Source organism: Ferrovibrio sp. GW821-FHT12E11, assembly GCF_058806975.1.
The window spans coordinates 457,375-474,022 of the sequence record NZ_JBXAQG010000001.1; the positions used below are offsets into that span (position 1 = coordinate 457,375).

Annotated in this window: 21 protein-coding genes; 11 read left to right on the top strand and 10 right to left on the bottom strand. The window is 64.9% G+C overall.

Annotation, left to right across the window (positions count from 1 at the left end):
* Positions 1 to 4: 4 nt before the first annotated feature.
* The 3 genes from der to AC1ROT_RS02310 are packed head-to-tail and all read right to left on the bottom strand — an operon-like array spanning position 5 to position 3,436.
* Complete coding sequence (der, locus tag AC1ROT_RS02300) at positions 5 to 1,417, bottom strand: ribosome biogenesis GTPase Der (RefSeq protein WP_492970344.1); 1,413 nt, start codon at positions 1,415 to 1,417, stop codon at positions 5 to 7.
* Between the two features lie 8 nt (positions 1,418 to 1,425).
* On the bottom strand, positions 1,426 to 2,760 hold the full coding sequence (locus AC1ROT_RS02305; protein ID WP_492997084.1) for a PQQ-like beta-propeller repeat protein: 1,335 nt from the start codon (positions 2,758 to 2,760) through the stop codon (positions 1,426 to 1,428).
* 25 nt (positions 2,761 to 2,785) lie between these two features.
* Entirely contained in the window at positions 2,786 to 3,436 is a 651-nt protein-coding gene (locus AC1ROT_RS02310) for a tetratricopeptide repeat protein (RefSeq protein ID WP_492970342.1), read from the bottom strand.
* Between the two features lie 285 nt (positions 3,437 to 3,721).
* Here AC1ROT_RS02310 and AC1ROT_RS02315 point away from each other — a divergent pair, with 285 nt between their 5' ends.
* From AC1ROT_RS02315 to AC1ROT_RS02330, 4 genes are all read left to right on the top strand, one after another.
* Positions 3,722 to 4,363: a hypothetical protein gene (locus AC1ROT_RS02315; protein ID WP_492997085.1), complete on the top strand. Its 642-nt coding sequence runs from the start codon at positions 3,722 to 3,724 to the stop codon at positions 4,361 to 4,363.
* Positions 4,364 to 4,369: 6 nt separating this feature from the next.
* Complete coding sequence (locus AC1ROT_RS02320) at positions 4,370 to 4,537, top strand: hypothetical protein (protein WP_492970340.1); 168 nt, start codon at positions 4,370 to 4,372, stop codon at positions 4,535 to 4,537.
* A 127-nt stretch (positions 4,538 to 4,664) separates the two neighbouring features.
* Positions 4,665 to 5,522, top strand: a complete 858-nt coding sequence (locus AC1ROT_RS02325; protein WP_492997086.1) for a dienelactone hydrolase family protein — start codon at positions 4,665 to 4,667, stop codon at positions 5,520 to 5,522.
* A gap of 53 nt (positions 5,523 to 5,575) precedes the next feature.
* A complete protein-coding gene (locus tag AC1ROT_RS02330) occupies positions 5,576 to 5,944 on the top strand; it encodes an SET domain-containing protein (RefSeq protein WP_492997087.1) in 369 nt (122 codons plus the stop codon).
* A gap of 61 nt (positions 5,945 to 6,005) precedes the next feature.
* On the opposite strand, the gene AC1ROT_RS02335 is transcribed toward AC1ROT_RS02330, so the two are convergent.
* Together AC1ROT_RS02335 and hutH are read right to left on the bottom strand one after the other, a co-directional pair.
* The gene (locus tag AC1ROT_RS02335; protein WP_492970337.1) at positions 6,006 to 6,275 is read right to left on the bottom strand and encodes an HU family DNA-binding protein; all 270 of its coding nucleotides are present in this window, start codon (positions 6,273 to 6,275) and stop codon (positions 6,006 to 6,008) included.
* Between the two features lie 356 nt (positions 6,276 to 6,631).
* Complete coding sequence (gene hutH / locus AC1ROT_RS02340; RefSeq protein ID WP_492997088.1) at positions 6,632 to 8,161, bottom strand: histidine ammonia-lyase; 1,530 nt, start codon at positions 8,159 to 8,161, stop codon at positions 6,632 to 6,634.
* A gap of 346 nt (positions 8,162 to 8,507) precedes the next feature.
* On the opposite strand from hutH, the gene AC1ROT_RS02345 reads away from it, so the two are divergent.
* The 7 genes from AC1ROT_RS02345 to AC1ROT_RS02375 all read left to right on the top strand — a co-directional run bounded on the left by AC1ROT_RS02345 (position 8,508) and on the right by AC1ROT_RS02375 (position 14,104).
* The gene (locus tag AC1ROT_RS02345; protein WP_492997089.1) at positions 8,508 to 9,308 is read left to right on the top strand and encodes a phytanoyl-CoA dioxygenase family protein; all 801 of its coding nucleotides are present in this window, start codon (positions 8,508 to 8,510) and stop codon (positions 9,306 to 9,308) included.
* 76 nt (positions 9,309 to 9,384) lie between these two features.
* A complete protein-coding gene (locus AC1ROT_RS02350; protein WP_492970334.1) occupies positions 9,385 to 10,353 on the top strand; it encodes an ABC transporter substrate-binding protein in 969 nt (322 codons plus the stop codon).
* Between the two features lie 68 nt (positions 10,354 to 10,421).
* Entirely contained in the window at positions 10,422 to 11,198 is a 777-nt protein-coding gene (locus tag AC1ROT_RS02355; RefSeq protein WP_492970333.1) for an ABC transporter permease, read from the top strand.
* Positions 11,195 to 11,977: an ABC transporter ATP-binding protein gene (locus tag AC1ROT_RS02360; RefSeq protein WP_492997090.1), complete on the top strand. Its 783-nt coding sequence runs from the start codon at positions 11,195 to 11,197 to the stop codon at positions 11,975 to 11,977. Before AC1ROT_RS02355 ends, AC1ROT_RS02360 begins: the two co-directional genes overlap by 4 nt.
* A gap of 4 nt (positions 11,978 to 11,981) precedes the next feature.
* Positions 11,982 to 12,755: a histidine utilization transcriptional repressor HutC gene (gene hutC, locus AC1ROT_RS02365; RefSeq protein WP_492970331.1), complete on the top strand. Its 774-nt coding sequence runs from the start codon at positions 11,982 to 11,984 to the stop codon at positions 12,753 to 12,755.
* Positions 12,756 to 12,761: 6 nt separating this feature from the next.
* Complete coding sequence (locus AC1ROT_RS02370; protein WP_492997091.1) at positions 12,762 to 13,178, top strand: GNAT family acetyltransferase; 417 nt, start codon at positions 12,762 to 12,764, stop codon at positions 13,176 to 13,178.
* Between the two features lie 53 nt (positions 13,179 to 13,231).
* On the top strand, positions 13,232 to 14,104 hold the full coding sequence (locus AC1ROT_RS02375; protein WP_492997092.1) for an NAD-dependent epimerase/dehydratase family protein: 873 nt from the start codon (positions 13,232 to 13,234) through the stop codon (positions 14,102 to 14,104).
* Here AC1ROT_RS02375 and AC1ROT_RS02380 read toward each other — a convergent pair whose 3' ends face one another.
* The 5 genes from AC1ROT_RS02380 to AC1ROT_RS02400 form a co-directional block, all read right to left on the bottom strand.
* Positions 14,105 to 14,611, bottom strand: a complete 507-nt coding sequence (locus AC1ROT_RS02380) for a DUF1993 domain-containing protein (protein ID WP_492997093.1) — start codon at positions 14,609 to 14,611, stop codon at positions 14,105 to 14,107. It abuts the gene before it with no gap.
* A 116-nt stretch (positions 14,612 to 14,727) separates the two neighbouring features.
* Positions 14,728 to 15,174 carry a MaoC family dehydratase gene (locus AC1ROT_RS02385; protein ID WP_492997094.1) on the bottom strand — a complete coding sequence of 149 codons (447 nt, stop codon included), beginning with the start codon at positions 15,172 to 15,174 and terminating at the stop codon, positions 14,728 to 14,730.
* Positions 15,175 to 15,245: 71 nt separating this feature from the next.
* The gene (locus AC1ROT_RS02390) at positions 15,246 to 15,605 is read right to left on the bottom strand and encodes an ArsC family reductase (RefSeq protein ID WP_492997095.1); all 360 of its coding nucleotides are present in this window, start codon (positions 15,603 to 15,605) and stop codon (positions 15,246 to 15,248) included.
* 74 nt (positions 15,606 to 15,679) lie between these two features.
* Positions 15,680 to 16,213, bottom strand: a complete 534-nt coding sequence (locus AC1ROT_RS02395) for an SRPBCC family protein (RefSeq protein WP_492997096.1) — start codon at positions 16,211 to 16,213, stop codon at positions 15,680 to 15,682.
* Between the two features lie 58 nt (positions 16,214 to 16,271).
* A complete protein-coding gene (locus AC1ROT_RS02400) occupies positions 16,272 to 16,610 on the bottom strand; it encodes an ArsR/SmtB family transcription factor (protein WP_492997097.1) in 339 nt (112 codons plus the stop codon).
* Positions 16,611 to 16,648 lie beyond the last annotated feature (38 nt).

Below are 16,648 nucleotides of genomic sequence, written 5' to 3' on the forward strand. Positions count from 1 at the left end.
TAGATCAGTCTTCTTCGTCGACGAAGGGATTCTTGCCCTTGCGCAGGTGCATACGGATCGGCACGCCCTGCAGGTCGAAAATCTCGCGCAGGCTGCCGATCAGATAGCGCAGATAGGATTCCGGGATGTATTCGGCGCGCGGCGCGAACAGCGCAATCGTCGGCGGCCGCGCCTTCACCTGGGTGGCATAGCGGATGCGTACGGTGCGCCCACCGGCCAGCGGCGGCGCATTGCGCTGGGTCACTTCATCGAGCCAGCGGTTGAGCGGCGCCGTGCGGATACGGGTGTTCCAGCGTTCATACTGCTTCATCACCGCCGGCAGCAGGCGGTCGAGGTGACGGCCGGTCAGGGCCGAGAATGTGATAACGGGAACGCCGCGCGCCTGCGGCAGCGAGCGTTCCAGGCGATCCTCGATCTCCTTCAGCGTCAACGCGCGATCCTCGACGGCATCCCATTTGTTCACCGCCAGAACCAGTGCCCGGCCTTCGCTCAGCACATGATCGGCAATGGTGAGATCCTGCTTGTCGAAACCGAGCGCGCCGTCCAGCACCAGCACGACCACCTGGGCGAGCCGGATGGTGCGTAAAGAGTCGGCGACCGACAGCTTTTCCAGCTTCTGGTCGACGCGGGCCTTGCGCCGCATGCCGGCGGTATCGACCAGACGGATTTCACGGCCCTCGTATTCCCATTTGATGGCGATGGCATCGCGGGTCAGGCCCGGTTCCGGCCCGGTCAGCAGACGGTCGCTGCCGATCAGCTTGTTGATCAGGGTCGACTTGCCGGCATTCGGCCGGCCCACCACGGCGAGCTGGATTGGCCGCTTGTCTTCTTCCGGCGGCGCCTCGGCATCGGGGTCGATGTCGATATCGGCCATCACGTCGTCGAGCAAGTCGCTGTCTTCAGCCGGCACGCCATCGACATTGCCACCGATATGCTGCATCAGCGCGACGGCCAGATCGTACAGCCCCTCGCCATGCTCGGCCGATACCGGCAGCGGATCGCCAAAGCCCAGGCCATAGGCCTCGCCGACACCGGTCTTGCCGGCCCCGCCTTCACATTTGTTGGCCAGCAGCAGCACCGGCGTCTTCTGCTTGCGCAGCCAGTTGGCGAAATGCTTGTCGATCGGGGTGACGCCGGCACGGCCGTCAATCACGAACAGCACCACATCGGCTTCGGTTACCGCCGCCTCGGTCTGCACCCGCATGCGGCCGGTCATGCTCTCGACGTCGGAATCTTCCAGACCGGCGGTATCTACGGCGGTGAATTCCAGATCGCCCAGACGCGCAGCACCCTCGCGCCGGTCGCGGGTGACGCCCGGCGTGTCGTCGACAATCGCCAGCCGCTTGCCCACCAGACGGTTGAACAGCGTCGACTTGCCGACATTGGGTCGGCCGACAATGGCAATCTTGGCGGACATGGTTTTCCTTAACGCAGCGCGATCAGTCGCGCGTCGTCGGTTACGATATAAACGGTGCCATCGGCCACCACGGGCGGCTGCGAGGCCTTATCCGACAGCGAGACCTGGCCGATCAGGTCGCCGGTATAAGGCGACAGGGCCAGCACGCGCTCGTCAGTCGAGGCAACCAGCAGGCGGTCGCCGGCCAGGGCCGGGCCGTACCAGGTGATGATGCCCTTGTTGGTCTTGGCCTTGGGGTCTTCATAGCGGCGCAGCTGGCGGATCCACTTCACCTTGCCGTCGCGGCGCGACAGGCAGAGGATTTCCGCGTCGATGGTGATGGCATAGATGAAGTCGCCGGCGATCCAGGGCGTCTGGATGCTCGGGATGACGCGCTCCCAGATGCGCTCGCCGGTGCGCAGGTCGATGGCGATGAAGCGGCCCGACTGGCTGACGGCATAGACGACGCCGCGATCGATCACCGGGCGGCCGTTGATGTCGTTCAGCGCGCCGGCCTGGCTGATACGGCCGGCGGCACGCACCAGCTGTTCCGACCAGGCGACCACGCCGGTATCGGCACGCAGCGCCAGCAACTCGCCCGAGGAATAGGGCGTGATGACGATATTGCCTTCGATCGCCGGATTGGCGGCGCCGAGGAAACCGGCCGCTTCGCTGATGCCGGCATGGGACCAGATTTCTTCGCCGCGCTCGACATCGAGGGCATGCATCTGGTTGTCGTAAGTGATGACGAAGACGCGGCCGGCATCGGCCGACGGTGCGCCGCGGATTGGCTGCTTCAGGGCCGCGATCCAGAAGGCGCGGCCGGTGCCCGGCTCCAGTGCGAAGACATCGCCGTAGCCGGTGCTGACGAACAGCTTGCCGCCATGATAGGCGAGGCCACCGCCCATAGCGCCGTCATCCTCGCGCTTGGGCGTCAGCCGCACGCGCCAGAGACGACGGCCATTGGCCGTGTCGAAAGCGCTGACCTGGGCTTCGGCATCCATGGTGAAGACGCGGCCTTCAGCCACCACCGGCTGGGCCAGGATCTTCTGCTCGTCGCTCGCCGAGGCACCGATATCGGCCGCCCAGGCGCGGCGCAGCGTGTCGCCAAGTGCCAGATGCTGCATGGCATGGCCGGGATAGCCGCCGGCCTGCGGCCAGTCGGGGTTCTTCCACGGCCTGGGCAGGCTGACCGGGGTTTCCGCCAGTTGCGGATCGGGATCAAGCTGGCTGTCGAAGGCCAGCACGGAAATGCGTTCACCGGTCGCCACCGGCAGCTGCTTGCTGTCGGCAAACCAGTCACCAACCGTATCGCAGGCGGCGAGACTGGCGGCGGCGAGCAGCAGGACGGCGAAGCGCTTCATGAACGAGCCTTTGACGTTATGTTGGTTACTGCACGGGTCCGCCGAGCGCGGCGAGCAGCTCAGCAGCGCGGCCACGCAATCCTGCCGGCACCAGCGGATCGTCGGCCAGCGCGGTCAGCTGCTTGCGCGCCGCTTCGATATTGCCGCCCTTGAGTTCGACCAGCGCCTGCAATTCGCGCGCATTGGCCGACCACGGGCTGTCGGTCGCAATGGCGCCCAGACGCTGGCGCATCGGCTCGGGCTCCAGGGTGTCGAGGCCATGGAACACCGCAAGATAGCGGGCGAGATCGCGGAAACGGGTTTCGAAGCTGCTGTCGGCGGCGATGGCATCATAGGCGGCAATGGCGCCGGGCATATCCTTGGCTTCGATCAGCATGGCGGCCTGCTGGAACCGCGCCAGCTGCGCATAGCCGCGCGGCGCCGTCTTCGACAGTTCGCTCAGGGCCTGCGCGGCTTCCGCCGGCTTGCCGCCCTGCGCCTGGGTCAGGGCTGCGCTGAACGCCGTTCCGGCCGCGGCGGCCTTGTCGGCCTGCCAGCTCTTCCAGACCTGATGCCCGGCCACCGCCAGCAGCAGCAGGACAACAGCGCCGATGATGAACGGGCTGAACCGCTTCCACAGGATTTCCAGCCGGTCGCGGCGGACTTCCTCGTCGACTTCCTCGATAAAATTGGCCACGCGGCACTCCTCAAGCGACAACAGGCCGGCCCGTCATGACAAAGGGGTCGGCCTGAAAGCGGCCGTACATTACCCGGATCGCCAGACGATGGCAAAGCCCGGAAGACTCCCAAATTTGCCAGTAACCTTTTGATAACTCTTGGACTCTTGGCAAGAATCGGAAAAACGGCTAGTCTGCGCCCAACATTCGACAGACCAAAGGGCGAGTGGCGCCCATATCGCCGGTCAGGCGATCCGCTTCGAGGGGGGACCTTCATGCGTCGATTCTGGATTGTGGCAGCTGTTATGGCTGCCGGCATAAGCGTCGGATTCGTGCCGCAGATGGCGGCGGCCCAGAGCAAGGGCAAAGGCGCCAAACCAACCGCAATCGTGCCCTTCGAAGCAGAGCGCGCCAAGGATCGCGGCAATGACCGCGGCATCATCCGCCTGAACGAAGACGTCACCCGCCTGCCCTCGTATCGCGTGATCGAACTGCCGGTGGTGGATGGCCGTCTGGGCGAACATGCCCGCCTGGACGATGTCGAAATCTTCTTCCCCTATGGCAGCATCGTGCTGGCCACCGCCGAATTCCACAAATACCGCCCGGCCCTGATCGCCAGCAGCGTCAGCAGCGATGTGCCCGATGGCGTCGCCGATCCGAAATACGACCGCGTGAAGAGCTTCGACCGTCAGCTCGGCCGGGTCTGCGCCAGCGATAAGGCTGCCGATGGCGGCAAGATCGAAATGCGCATCAGCCCGGAGAATGTGCTGTCGGTCGTGCATACCCTGCCCGCCAAACATCAGGGCCCGACCGCCGAGGCCAATCCGTCCTACAAGGTGGTCAGCGGCCTGGAGATGCGCTTCCTCTCCTTCAAGGAACCGGAAGCCGACCGCCTGCACCGCACCTGCATGCGCGGCGGTGCCACCAAGGTCTCGGCGGCCGACTGATCCTCTGTGACCCAGCCTGACTGGCTGCAGCTTGCCGCCGTTCTTCTGGCGGTCCTGCTGATCCTGCCGGCGGCCCTGCGCCTGCCGTGGAAGAGCAGCCGCATCCTGATGTTCCTCGCCATCTGGCTGGCGATTTTCGCAGGCGTCGCCTTCGCCTACCGCCTGTTCGGATAATTCATCCGATATCTGCCGATTCTCACGGAATTTTTATCGACAGGATATGGGGCCTCCCCGCTATCCTGCCGCGTCTGTTTCGCCGGGGCCGTTCTGGATTCCCGGCCGGATTTCCATGGAGGACTATATGAACGCCGATCTGCTCGCCCTGATGCCGAAAGTCGATTTCAACCGCCGTGGCTTCATGGCCACCAGCCTGATCACCGGCTTCACCGTGGCCGCCGGTCCGGTGATGGGCCAGACCGCGATCAAGACCGATGAGACCGGCCTGACTGCCGGCGAAGTGAACATCCCGGTGCCGGGCGGCACCATGAAGGCCTATCGCGCCCAGCCGGCCGGCGCCGGCCCCTTCCCCACCATCCTGGTGGTGCAGGAAATCTTCGGCGTGCACGAATACATCAAGGACACCTGCCGTCGCTTCGCCAAGCAGGGCTTCCAGGCGATCGCCGGCGATCTCTATGCGCGCCAGGCCGACATGAGCAAGGTGACCGACATGGCCGGCGCGCAGGCCGCTGCCGCCAAGGTGCCGGATGCGCAGGTGATGGCCGATCTCGACGCCACCGCCGCCTGGGCCGCCAAGAACGGCGGCAACCCGAACAAGCTGGGCATCACCGGCTTCTGCTGGGGCGGCCGCATCACCTGGCTCTATGCCGCGCATAACCCGAAGGTGAAAGCCGGTGTGGCCTGGTACGGCCGCCTGGTCGGCCAGGCGAGCGAGCTGACGCCGAAGCATCCGATCGATGTGGTCAAGCAGCTGAAGGCGCCGGTGCTCGGCCTCTACGGCGGCGCCGACCAGGGCATCCCGAACGACACCGTCGACCGCATGAAGGCGGCGCTGGAAGCCGAGAAGAAGTTCGCCGTCTTCTACGTCTATCCCGACACGCCGCATGCCTTCCATGCCGACTACCGCCCGAGCTACCGCAAGGAGCAGGCCGAGGACGGCTTCGGCAAGGCCGTGGCCTTCTTCAAGATGCGCATGGGCTGATCATCTGAATGGGAGCATGCTAGGCTGACGCCGGTCACACGGAGTCAGCCGGCATGCTTCTGGTTCCCACCTACACCGCCGCCAGCACCATCGAGGGCGTCGGCCTGTTCGCAGCAGAGCCCATCAAGAAGGGCACGCTGATCTGGCGCTTCGAGCCCGCCTTCGACCGCATCATTCCGCAAAGCGATTTCGAAAATCTGCCCGAGGTGGTGCGCGCCTTCGTGGATCGCTACGGCTACACCACGCCGCAGATTGCCGGCGGCTGGGTGGTCAGCCTGGACAACACCCGCTTCATCAACCACAGCACCACGCCGAACACCGACAATACCACGCCGCTCACCTATGCGGCGCGCGACATCGCCAGGGGCGAGGAGATCACCTGCGATTACGGCGAGTTCTGCGACAGCTTTGCGCTGGAATAAACCGGAATAAAAAAAGGCCCGCTGCAGGAGCGGGCCTTTTGCATGCCGAAGGGCGCCGGGCTTACAGCCGGCTCTTCAAATTCGTCGACGCCTTGAAACGCACCGACTTCGAGGCTGCGATCTTGATCGTCTCGCCGGTCTGCGGGTTGCGGCCCTTGCGGGCGGCGCGCTTGGACACCTTGAAGGTGCCGAAGCCGACGATGGTGAAGCCGCCTTCCTTCTTCAGCGACTTCGCCATCGCCTCAAACAGCGCATCCACGGCCTCACCGGCCGCCGCCTTGGTGCTGCCGGCGGTCTCGCGGACGATCTCGATCAAATCAGCCTTGTTCATTGCCCTCTCCAAATTCTGCGGATTGCTCCCGCCAGACAGAATCGGACCATCCGCAGCGGGTGAACCGAGGTAGCATATCCCACGGCCCAGACAAGCCCGAGGCGGACCCTGACTCGCTGACAATCCGATTCGCCGCGAGCCGGATGCGAGTCGCCTTTTTCCGGGCCATCGGACGCTGCCTTGATCCAGATCAAACCGGCCGGCGCCGGGACGGCATAGCCTGTCTGCGTGGCATCGCAGAAGGAGTCTCCCCATGCCGTTTTTGGAACAGCTTTTCCTCGCCGGCGTCCTCGTCGCATTCGCCAGCTTCGCCGTGACGCTTGCCGTCTGCCGGCTGACCTCGAAGACCTGACGGCTCAGGCCGCGATCAGGTCCTGCGCCAGCAGCTGGCGCAGGCTGCCCGCGCGCACCAGCGCCTTGGCCGCCGCCAGATCGGGCGCCAGATAACGATCCTCGCCCATGAAGCTCACCTCGTCGCGCAGCAGCCGATGCGCAGCCTGCAGCCGCGGCGAGGTCTGCAATGGCTGGCGCAGATCGACGCCCTGGGCCGCCGAGAGCCATTCGATGGCGACGATGCCGGCAACATTCTCCGCCATCGCCAGCAGGCGGTAGCCGGCATGAGCCGCCATCGAGACATGGTCTTCCTGGTTGGCCGAGGTCGGGATGGTATCGACGCTGGCCGGATGGGCGCGCTGCTTGTTTTCCGACGCCAGCGCCGCCGCCGTCACCTGGGCGATCATGAAACCCGAGTTGATGCCGGGGTTCGGCGCGAGAAACGCCGGCAGGCCGCTCAGCACCGGATCGACCAGCAGGGAAATGCGGCGTTCGGAAATATTGCCGATCTCGGCCAGGGCGATGGCGATCATGTCAGCGGCAAAGGCCACCGGTTCGGCATGGAAGTTGCCGCCGGAGAGGATTTCACCCTCGCCAAACACCAGCGGATTATCGGAGACGCCATTGGCTTCGCAGGCGAGCGTGCCGGCGGCGTTGCGCAGCAGATCGAGGATCGCGCCCATCACCTGGGGCTGACAGCGCAAACAATACGGATCCTGTACGCGTTCGTCGCCGGTGCGGTGCGACGCGCGGATCTGCGAACCCTCCAGCAGATGCAGCAGCATATCGGCCACCGCGATCTGGCCCGGCTGGCCGCGGGCCGCATGAATGCGCGGATCGAACGGCGTGTCACTGCCGGCGGCGGCATCGGTGCTGAGCGCGCCGGTGACCAGCGCCGCCGCCGTCACGTCTTCGGTGGCGAACAGGCCGGCAAGCGCCAGCGCGGTGGACACCTGCGTGCCGTTGAGCAGCGCCAGGCCCTCCTTGGCGCCCAGCGTGAGCGGCGCCAGCCGCGCTTTGGCCAGGCCGGCTGCGGCGGGCAGCTCCACGCCATCGATCCGCACGGTCCCGACACCGATCAGCGGCAGCACCAGATGCGCGAGCGGCGCCAGATCGCCCGAGGCGCCGACCGAGCCCTGCGCGGGAATGCAGGGCAGCACATCGGCATTGAGCAGGGCCAGCAGGGCTTCGATGGTCTGCCAGCGCACGCCCGAGAGTCCCTGCGCGAGGCTGTTGATCTTGAGCAGCAGGATCAGCCGCACGATGGCATCGGGCAGCAGCGGGCCAGTTCCCACGGCATGGCTTAGCACGAGGCGACGCTGCAGCTCCGCCACCTGGTCGGGCGCGATGCGCACCTTCGCCAGCTTGCCGAACCCGGTGTTGATTCCATAGACCGGCGCTTCGCCAGCCGCCGCGGCGGCGACCAGGGCCGCCGTCTTTTCCACAGGACCGCGGGCGGTTTCATCGAGATCGACCGCCATCGGGCCCTCGCCGCGATACAGCCGGGCAAGGTCACGCAATGGCAGTTTTCCGGGCTGCAAACGATAGCGCATGACGAATCTCCCCTGCCGACGACCCGGTCAGCCTAAGGCCCGGTCCGTTCAGTTGTCTATACATGATTATTTGACTTGCCGAGTTTCGCGCCACGGTCTTAATCTGGGCAGCGTCGGGGGTGGTCGAAACGACCAGGACGCAAGCAGGCGGGGCGCGACAACAAGGCCCAAAACATGGGCAGGTTGCCGCTGAATACAGCCTTCTTCAGCATCCGGGCATCGCCCGCACCGCGCCCCGACAGGCACTAAGCCATGGCATGCTTTGTGCTTTCCAACCTGTATAGACCAATCTAGTGGGGTGGGGATGAGTGCCGTACAACAGTCGCCAGTCAGCCAAGAGGCGCTGGTGAGCCCGGACGATGTGACGGCCTACCAGCAGGACGGCGTGATTGTCCTGCGCGGTGTGTTCAAGCCCTGGGTCGAGCCGCTGCGCGCCGGCATCGAAACCCTGATGGCCAATCCAAGTCCGCTGGAGCGCACGGTGAAGCCCGAAGACGGTTCGGCGCCGTTCTTCCAGGATCTGTGCAACTGGCAGCGCATCCCTGAATTCGAACAATTCGTGCAGCAGTCCAATGCTGCCCGGGTTGCCGCCGCCCTGATGGGCTCGAAGACCGGCCGCTTTTTCCACGACCATGTGCTGGTCAAGCAGCCGGGCGGCAGCACCATCACGCCCTGGCACCAGGATCAGCCCTATTACTGCGTCGACGGCAAACAGAGCGTGAGCTTCTGGATTCCGCTCGATCCGGTGCCGCGCGATGTGGTGATGGAATGCGTGCGCGGCTCGCATCGCTGGGGCAAGGATTTCCGGCCGATGCGCTTCAACGGCACGCGGCTCTACGACAACGACGATTTCGAAGTGATGCCCGATATCGAGGGCATGCGCAGCGAGTTGGACATCGCCGGCTGGGACATGCAGCCGGGCGATGCCATCGCCTTCAACTTCCGTACCGTGCATGGCGCGCCGGCCAATCATTCGCCGCGCATGCGCCGGGTCTTTTCCGCCCGCTGGGTCGGCGACGATGCCGTCTACGCCCAGCGTGCCGGCAAGGGATCGCCGCCGTTCACCGGCCTGACCATGGCCGATGGCGATCCGTTCGATGCGCCGATCTTTCCCGTCATTTATTCCGCCGGCGCGTCCATCACCTGAGTTCACCCTGTCCCGGCCCAGTTGCAGCCGGGGCGTCCCGTTCATCTTTCACGCTTCACCTCTCACGGAGACCACGATGTCCACATCCACCAAACTTGCAGTCGGCACCCTGCTCGGCGCCGCCCTCGCCGTTTCCGCCTCGCTGGCCCAGGCGCAGGAAACCAAAGTCGGCATCGGCATCTCGGGCTGGACCGGTTTCGCGCCGATCACGCTGGCCAAGGAATCCGGCATCTACAAGAAGAACGGCCTCGATGTGACGATCGCCAAGATCCCGCAGAAGGACCGCCACCTGGCGCTCGCCTCGGGCGACATCCAGTGCGCCGCCACCACGGTGGAAACCTGGATTGTGTGGAACACCAACGGCATCGCCACCACGCAGCTGTTCAAGATGGACCAGGGCATGGGCTCGGACGGCATCGTCGCCAAGCCGGGCATCGAGAAGGTCGCCGACCTGAAGGGCAAGACGGTTGCCGCTTCGGCACCCGGCACCAACCCGCATTTCACCCTGTCGTGGATCCTGAAGAAGAACGGCATGAAGCTCAGCGACGTCACCCTGGTGACGTTGGAGCCGGCCCCGGCCGCCAATGCCTTCGTCGCCGGCACTGCCGGCCTCGACGCCGCCGTCACCTACGAGCCGTATCTGAGCCTCGTGCGCAACAAGCCGGAGTCGGGCAAGCTGATCGCTGACTCGCTGCAGTATCCGATGGTCTTCGACAGCTTCGGCTGCACGCCCAAGTTCATCAAGGAGAACCCGAAGGCCGTGAAGGCGCTGGTCGAAAGCTACTTCGAGTCGCTGGAAATGATCGCCAAGGACAAGGTGAAGGCCTTCACCATCATGGGCGCCGACGTCAAGCAGACGGCCGAGCAGTTCGAGAAGTCGCAGTCGATGATCAAATGGGCCGACCGCGAGGCCAACAAGAAGTTCTTCAATGGCGAAATCCAGGCCTTCAACAAGGAAGCCGCCGTGCTGCTGCAGGAAATCGGCGTGATCAAGACCGCGCCGACCAACATGGACAGCCTGTTTGACACCAGCTTCCTGAACTAAAAGCGTAAGATCAGTACAATGCCCACAGTCCCGCAGATACCGATGATGAACACCATGCCGAGGTCCGTATGAAACTGCTCGTCCCCGTGACGCGCGAGAGCCGTATCGTTCTTGGCATAGCGTTCTTCGTTGGTTTTGTGGGGCTGTGGGCCCTGATTACCGTCACCGGCCTGGTGCCGCCGCATTTCCTGGCGAACCCATGGCAGACACTGCAGTCCGGGATACATCTTTTTCTCGACCAGAAATTCAGCTTCGACGTGGCCATGACCATCTGGCGTGTGGTGGGCGGCTTCGCCATCGCCGCCATCATTGCCGTGCCGCTCGGTATCGCCATGGGCGCCTACAAGCCGATCGAGGCCTTCTTCGAGCCCTTCATTTCCTTTGCCCGCTACCTGCCGGCCTCGGCCTTCATTCCGCTGCTGATCCTGTGGGTTGGCATCGGCGAAAAGCAGAAACTGACCGTGATCTTCCTCGGCTGCTTCTTCCAGCTCACCCTGATGATCACCATGATTGTCGCCGCCACCCGCCGCGACCTGGTGGAAGCCGCCTATACGCTGGGCTGCACCGATACCGGCGTGATCCGCCGCGTGCTGCTGCCGGGCGCCGCGCCGGAAATCTGCGAGGCGCTGCGCCAGGTGCTGGGCCTGGGCTGGACCTACATCATCGTCGCCGAACTGATCGGTGCCTCCTCGGGCATCGGCCATATGATTACCGACAGCCAGGCGCTGATGGCGACCGACCATATCATCGCCGGCATCGTGGTGATCGGCCTGGTCGGCCTAATCTCCGATCTCGCTTTCAAGAAACTCAATCAACGCTTGTTCTCGTGGAGTCTGCTGCGGTGAGCCGTCTTTCGATCCGGAACGTCAGCAAGACCTTCCCCGGCGTGCGCCGCGATGCGCCGCCCACCCAGGCCCTGCTGCCCGTCAGCCTCGAAATCGGCGACAACGACTTCATCACCGTGCTGGGCCCATCGGGCTGCGGCAAGTCGACCCTGCTGCGCCTGGTGGCCGGCCTGGAGACGCCGACCAGCGGCGACATCCTGCTGGATGGCGAACCGGTGATCGGCCCGGGCGCCGACCGCGGCGTGGTGTTCCAAAGCTACACGTTGTTTCCCTGGCTGACCGTGCGGCAGAATATCTGCTTCGGCCTGCGCGAGAAGGGCATGCCTGCAAAACAGCAGCGCGAGATCAGCGAACGCTTCATCGCCCAGGTCGGCCTGCGCGGCTTCGAGGATCATTACCCCAAGCAATTATCGGGCGGCATGCAGCAGCGCGTGGCGATTGCCCGGGCGCTGGCGAATGACCCAAAGATCCTGCTGCTGGACGAGCCCTTCGGTGCGCTGGACAACCAGACCCGCGTGCTGATGCAGGAACTGCTGCTCGGCATCTGGGAGCAGGCGCAGAAGACCGTGCTGTTCGTCACCCACGACATCGACGAGGCGATCTTCATGGCCAGCCGCGTGGTGGTCTTTACCGCCCGCCCCGGCCGGATCAAGACGGAAGTGGAAACCGACTTCCCGCATCCGCGCCCCTACACGATCAAGACCTCGCCGGAATTCATGGCGATCAAGGCGCGGCTGACCGAGGAAATCCGCGCCGAAGCCATCGCTGCCGATCACTGATGCCATGACCACCGCCAGCGCCAGCAAACTTACCCGAACCGCGTCGGCCACCGCGCCGGCCATGGCGCTGTATGAGCAGGTGAAGGATTACATCCAGCGCAAGATCCAGGATGGCTCCTGGCCACCAGGCCATCGCCTGCCCTCGGAACATGAACTGCTCGTCGAGTTCGGCACCTCGCGCATGACCGTGAACCGGGCCCTGCGCGAACTGGTCGACCAGGGCCGCATCGTGCGCGTGGTCGGCGTCGGCAGCTTCGTCGCCGAGGACAAACCGCAGTCGACACTGCTGCAGATCGCCAATATCGCCAGTGAAATCCGCCAGCGCGGGCACGACTATCGCTGCGTGCTGCAGGTCGCCGAGCGTATCGCCGCGCCGCCGGAGATCGCCGCCTGGCTCAGCCTGACGCCGGGCGAGTCCGTCTATCACATCGTCTGCCTGCATCTGGAAAACGAAACCCCGGTGCAGTTGGAAGACCGCTACGTCAACCCGAAGATGGCGCCGGATTTCCTGGCGCAGGATTTCACCGAGATTCCGCCCAGTGAATACCTGGTGCGCCATGTGCCCTGCGACCAGATCGAGCATGTGGTGGATGCCGTGCTGCCGACGGCCGACCAGGCCAGCCGCCTGCATATGCCGGCGACCGAACCCTGCCTGCTGCTGACCCGGCGCACCTGGAACCGCGGCACGACGGTGACGCTGGTGCGTTTCCTGCACCCGTCGTCGCGCTACCGGCTCGGCAGCCGCTTCCGGCCCGACGGCAACCAGACATCGGGCTGAGTCATCATGGATATCCGTCCCTATCGCGGCGAAGATCGCGCCGCCGTCATCGCCCTGTGGGAAGCCTGCGGCCTGACCCGACCGTGGAACGATCCCGGCAGCGACATCGACACCTGCATCTCGAAAGCGGAATCGACCATCCTCATCGGCGATGAGGGTGGTAAGGTTATCGGCAGCGTCATGGTTGGCCATGACGGCCATCGCGGCTGGCTCTATTACCTGGCCGTCGATCCCGCCCTGCAGAAGGGCGGCCACGGCCGCCGGCTGGTGGCAGCGGCCGAAGACTGGGTGAAGGCGCGCGGCATCCCCAAGGTGATGCTGATGGTGCGGCCCGAGAACGACAGGGTGCGCGCCTTTTACCAGGCCCTCGGCTATATCGAAGAGCCGCGCGTGATCTTCAGCCGCCGTTTTGACGGCAAGTAGACCGCAGGCAAAACCCGTCATAGTCTTCCCGGCGCTATTGGGGAGAGACGACCATGACGGACAAGATCGCCCTGCTGGGCGGCAACGGCGTCTATGCGCGCCACCTGATCCCGCGCCTTGTCACCGCCGGTCATCCGGTGACCGCCATTGTCCGACGCCCCGAGGCCGCCGGGGTTGCCCGGGCCTGCGGCGCAACGGTGCGGGTTGCGGATATTTTCGATACGGCGGCGATGACGGCTGCCTTTGACGGCTGTTCCGTCGCCATTAATCTCGCCACCACCCTGCCCGGCCCCAGCGGCCGTGGAGACTTCGCCGCGAACGATAAGCTGCGCGTCGAGGGTGCGCCAAATTTCATCACGGCCTGCCGCGCGGCCGGCATCACACGCATCCTGCAGCAGAGCATCAGCTTCGTGAACGCATCGGGCAGCGACGCCTGGTCCGATGAAGATCACGTCTTTGCCGCGCCGACCGATACGATCGCGGGCAAGGCGATCCATGCCGCCCTGGCGATGGAAGCAACGATCAGGGCATCCGGACTGGACTGGATCATCCTGCGCGGCGGCCTGTTCTACGGGCCGGGCACTGGCTTCGACGAGCGCTGGTTCGCGGGCGCGGCCAGCGGCAAGCTGCGCATGCCCGGTGACGGCAGCGACTATGTCTCGCTGGTGCATATCGCCGACATGGCGGCGGCCACCGCCGCTGCCGTGGCAAGCTGGCCATCGCGGCAGACGCTGATCGTCTGCGACGATGCACCGGCGCCATGGCGCGATGTCTTCGGCTTCATCGCCGCCAGCCTCGGCCAGCCCGCGCCGGACACCGGTGGGGCCGCCGGCTTTCCGTCCTTCCGGCTCAGGAATACGCGGGCCAGGACCGCGCTCGGCTGGCGTCCGTTCTACGCCAGCTATCGCGAAGGCCTGGCGCGCTGATCAGCCCAGATTGAGGAAGTCGCGCTTGGCCAGGGCCACGCCCTTGTGGCGCAGGATGTCGTAGGCCGTAACCGCGTGGAAGAAGAAATTCGGCAGCGCGAAGGTGAGCAGATAGCTCTGGCCGGTGAACTTCAGTTCACCATTGGCGGTCTTGACCGCCACCGGGCGCGTCTCGGCGCCTTCGAAAGCCGCCTCGCCGATGCCGTTGATGAAATCGATCATCGCCTTCAGCCGCGCCTGCAGTTCGGCGAAGCTGGTCTCCGTATCCGGGTTGCTGGGCGGCGTGACGCCGGCCGGACGCGCGGCGCCGAACTTGGCGGCATCGGCGGCGGCCTGGATCTGGCGCGTCAGGGCATACATGTCCGGCGCCAGCCGGGCGTCCAGCAGGTCGGACGGCGTGAGGCCGTTGGCGGCGGCATGGGCCTCGGCCTTGGTCAGCAGGTTGGACAGCATGCCGAGGGCACGGGTAAAGACCGGCACGGAGGCCTGGTACATCGAAAGCGACATTGGTGATGATCTCCTGGTCGGATCGGCAGGCCCAGCCCCCACTGGCCGGTCTGCTGCCGGTTGACCCGCCACCAAGTAGGTAAGCCCGGCGGATTGGCAAGCCCGCCGGCGGTCTTTCAGGCCTGCGGCCGCACGGGGACGACGGTGCGGACGGCAAAGGTCTGCACGATCTCGTCCCGCTGGTTCTTCGTGGTGATCCGCATCATCGCCGAACCCCGGTCCGGCCGCGATTTCGAGCGGATGATCTCGACGATCTCCGCTTCCACATGCAGCACGTCGTCGGGCCGGGTCGGCTGTGGCCAGGAGAGCTCGCCGCCGGCGCCGAGGATACCGCCGGCCAGCGGTGCGGACGCCACCAGCAGCTTCATGGTGATGGCCGCCGTGTGCCAGCCGCTGGCGGCCAAGCCGCCGAACAGCGTGGCTTTTGCCTGTTCGTGATCGAGATGGAAGGGCTGCGGGTCGAACTGGCCGGCAAAGGCCTTGATCTGCCCCTCGTCCAGCGCATGGGTCCCGCTGATGAAGCGCTGCCCCACGCTCAGGTCGTCCAGATAGAGTTTGTCCATGCTGCGGTCCTGTCTCCGTATGGCCGGATTATGCCGCCACGGGAACCGATGCGCAGGTCTCTTTTGTGAACTCAGGCCTTCTTTTTGAAGGCCGCCGCATATGCCTCGGGCTTGAAGCCGATCAGCAGGCGGCCGTCACCGAGATCCAGCACTGGCCGCTTGATCATCGAGGGCTGCGCCAGCATCAGGGCAATCGCCTTGCCCTGGCTGAGACCCTCGCGGTCGGCATCGGGCAGCTTGCGGAAGGTGGTGCCGGCGCGGTTGAGCACGGTTTCCCAGCCGAGCGCCTTGCACCAGACATCCAGATTGCCCTTGGCAATGCCCTCTTTCTTGTAGTCGTGAAAATCATAGGCGATGCCATGATCGTCAAGCCAGGTGAAGGCCTTTTTCATGGTGTCGCAGTTCTTGATGCCGTAGATCGTGAGGCTCATCGCGTCGCTCCAGCAGCCGGAAGCTTGGGGGATCGGGGCTTTATGCCGGAACGACGCGACGATTCGCAAGTGGCCTATTTCTCGGCCAGCACTTTCAGGTCGGCCAGGCCCTGGGCAAAGGCGCCGCCCACCATCTTGTCCGGATTGATGAAGACATGGACGATCTTGAAGACATAAGGCGTGATGCCATGCATGGTCCAGGTGACCTCGGTGGCGTCCCCCTTCGGCTCGAAGGTGAATTCGACGAAATTGTTGCTCTTGAAGGGCCGCGTGAAATCGAGATTCATCCTGGTGCGCGCCGCCGTGATCTCGGTGATCTCCAGGCTGCCGGCGCCGACATCCTTCTTGCTGTCCCAGTCGTAATGCTGGCCCACGCCGGCCGGCGATCCGCTGTAGCTGCGGGTCATGCCCGGATCCATCTTCTCCCATGGCGACCATTCCACATGGCGGCGCAGGTCGTTGATATAGGGCGCGATCTTCTCCGGCGGCGCCTTGATGCTGGTGCTACGGGCGGTGCGGAACTCGTCGGGCCGCGTGGCGGCAACGATCATCACGGCAACAACGACGACGACCAGCACGCCGGCAACAATGGCAAGAATCTTCAACATCGCTTCTTCTCTCTGTTTCTTCTGGAGTGGGAAATCAGGACCGGGGACCGCCGCGCTGTCAGTCGTGACCATCTGCTTTCTGCATCGCGGTCAGATAGGCATCCAGCCGATCCAGGCTGGCATCCCAGAACTTGCGGTATTCCTCGAGCCAGCCGGCGACATCGCGTAAGGGTCCCGCCTCCAGCCGGCAGGGCCGCCACTGGGCCTCGCGACCCCGGGTGATCAGCCCGGCCCGCTCCAGCACCTTCAGATGCTTGGACACGGCCGGCATCGACATCTCGAAGGGTTCGGCCAGTTCACCGACTGAGGCCTCGCCCAGCGCCAGCCGCGCCAGGATCGCCCGGCGGGTCGGATCGGCAAGCGCGGACAGCGTGGTGCTGAGGTGATCGATGGTCATCTGAATTAAACCTGTTAGTTAAATAACCTTTTGGTTTA

Bases quoted from the DNA above. Each gene is read 5' to 3' on its own strand.
- AC1ROT_RS02370 (WP_492997091.1), top strand. From the start codon at position 12,762: ATGGATATCCGTCCCTATCGCGGCGAAGATCGCGCCGCCGTCATCGCC.
- AC1ROT_RS02315 (WP_492997085.1), top strand. From the start codon at position 3,722: ATGGCTGCCGGCATAAGCGTCGGATTCGTGCCGCAGATGGCGGCGGCC.
- AC1ROT_RS02325 (WP_492997086.1), top strand. From the start codon at position 4,665: ATGAACGCCGATCTGCTCGCCCTGATGCCGAAAGTCGATTTCAACCGC.
- AC1ROT_RS02395 (WP_492997096.1), bottom strand. From the start codon at position 16,213: ATGTTGAAGATTCTTGCCATTGTTGCCGGCGTGCTGGTCGTCGTCGTT.
- AC1ROT_RS02390 (WP_492997095.1), bottom strand. From the start codon at position 15,605: ATGAGCCTCACGATCTACGGCATCAAGAACTGCGACACCATGAAAAAG.
- hutC (WP_492970331.1), top strand. From the start codon at position 11,982: ATGACCACCGCCAGCGCCAGCAAACTTACCCGAACCGCGTCGGCCACC.
- AC1ROT_RS02330 (WP_492997087.1), top strand. From the start codon at position 5,576: ATGCTTCTGGTTCCCACCTACACCGCCGCCAGCACCATCGAGGGCGTC.
- AC1ROT_RS02355 (WP_492970333.1), top strand. From the start codon at position 10,422: ATGAAACTGCTCGTCCCCGTGACGCGCGAGAGCCGTATCGTTCTTGGC.
- AC1ROT_RS02335 (WP_492970337.1), bottom strand. From the start codon at position 6,275: ATGAACAAGGCTGATTTGATCGAGATCGTCCGCGAGACCGCCGGCAGC.
- AC1ROT_RS02350 (WP_492970334.1), top strand. From the start codon at position 9,385: ATGTCCACATCCACCAAACTTGCAGTCGGCACCCTGCTCGGCGCCGCC.
- hutH (WP_492997088.1), bottom strand. From the start codon at position 8,161: ATGCGCTATCGTTTGCAGCCCGGAAAACTGCCATTGCGTGACCTTGCC.
- AC1ROT_RS02385 (WP_492997094.1), bottom strand. From the start codon at position 15,174: ATGGACAAACTCTATCTGGACGACCTGAGCGTGGGGCAGCGCTTCATC.
- AC1ROT_RS02400 (WP_492997097.1), bottom strand. From the start codon at position 16,610: ATGACCATCGATCACCTCAGCACCACGCTGTCCGCGCTTGCCGATCCG.
- AC1ROT_RS02375 (WP_492997092.1), top strand. From the start codon at position 13,232: ATGACGGACAAGATCGCCCTGCTGGGCGGCAACGGCGTCTATGCGCGC.
- AC1ROT_RS02305 (WP_492997084.1), bottom strand. From the start codon at position 2,760: ATGAAGCGCTTCGCCGTCCTGCTGCTCGCCGCCGCCAGTCTCGCCGCC.
- AC1ROT_RS02380 (WP_492997093.1), bottom strand. From the start codon at position 14,611: ATGTCGCTTTCGATGTACCAGGCCTCCGTGCCGGTCTTTACCCGTGCC.
- der (WP_492970344.1), bottom strand. From the start codon at position 1,417: ATGTCCGCCAAGATTGCCATTGTCGGCCGACCCAATGTCGGCAAGTCG.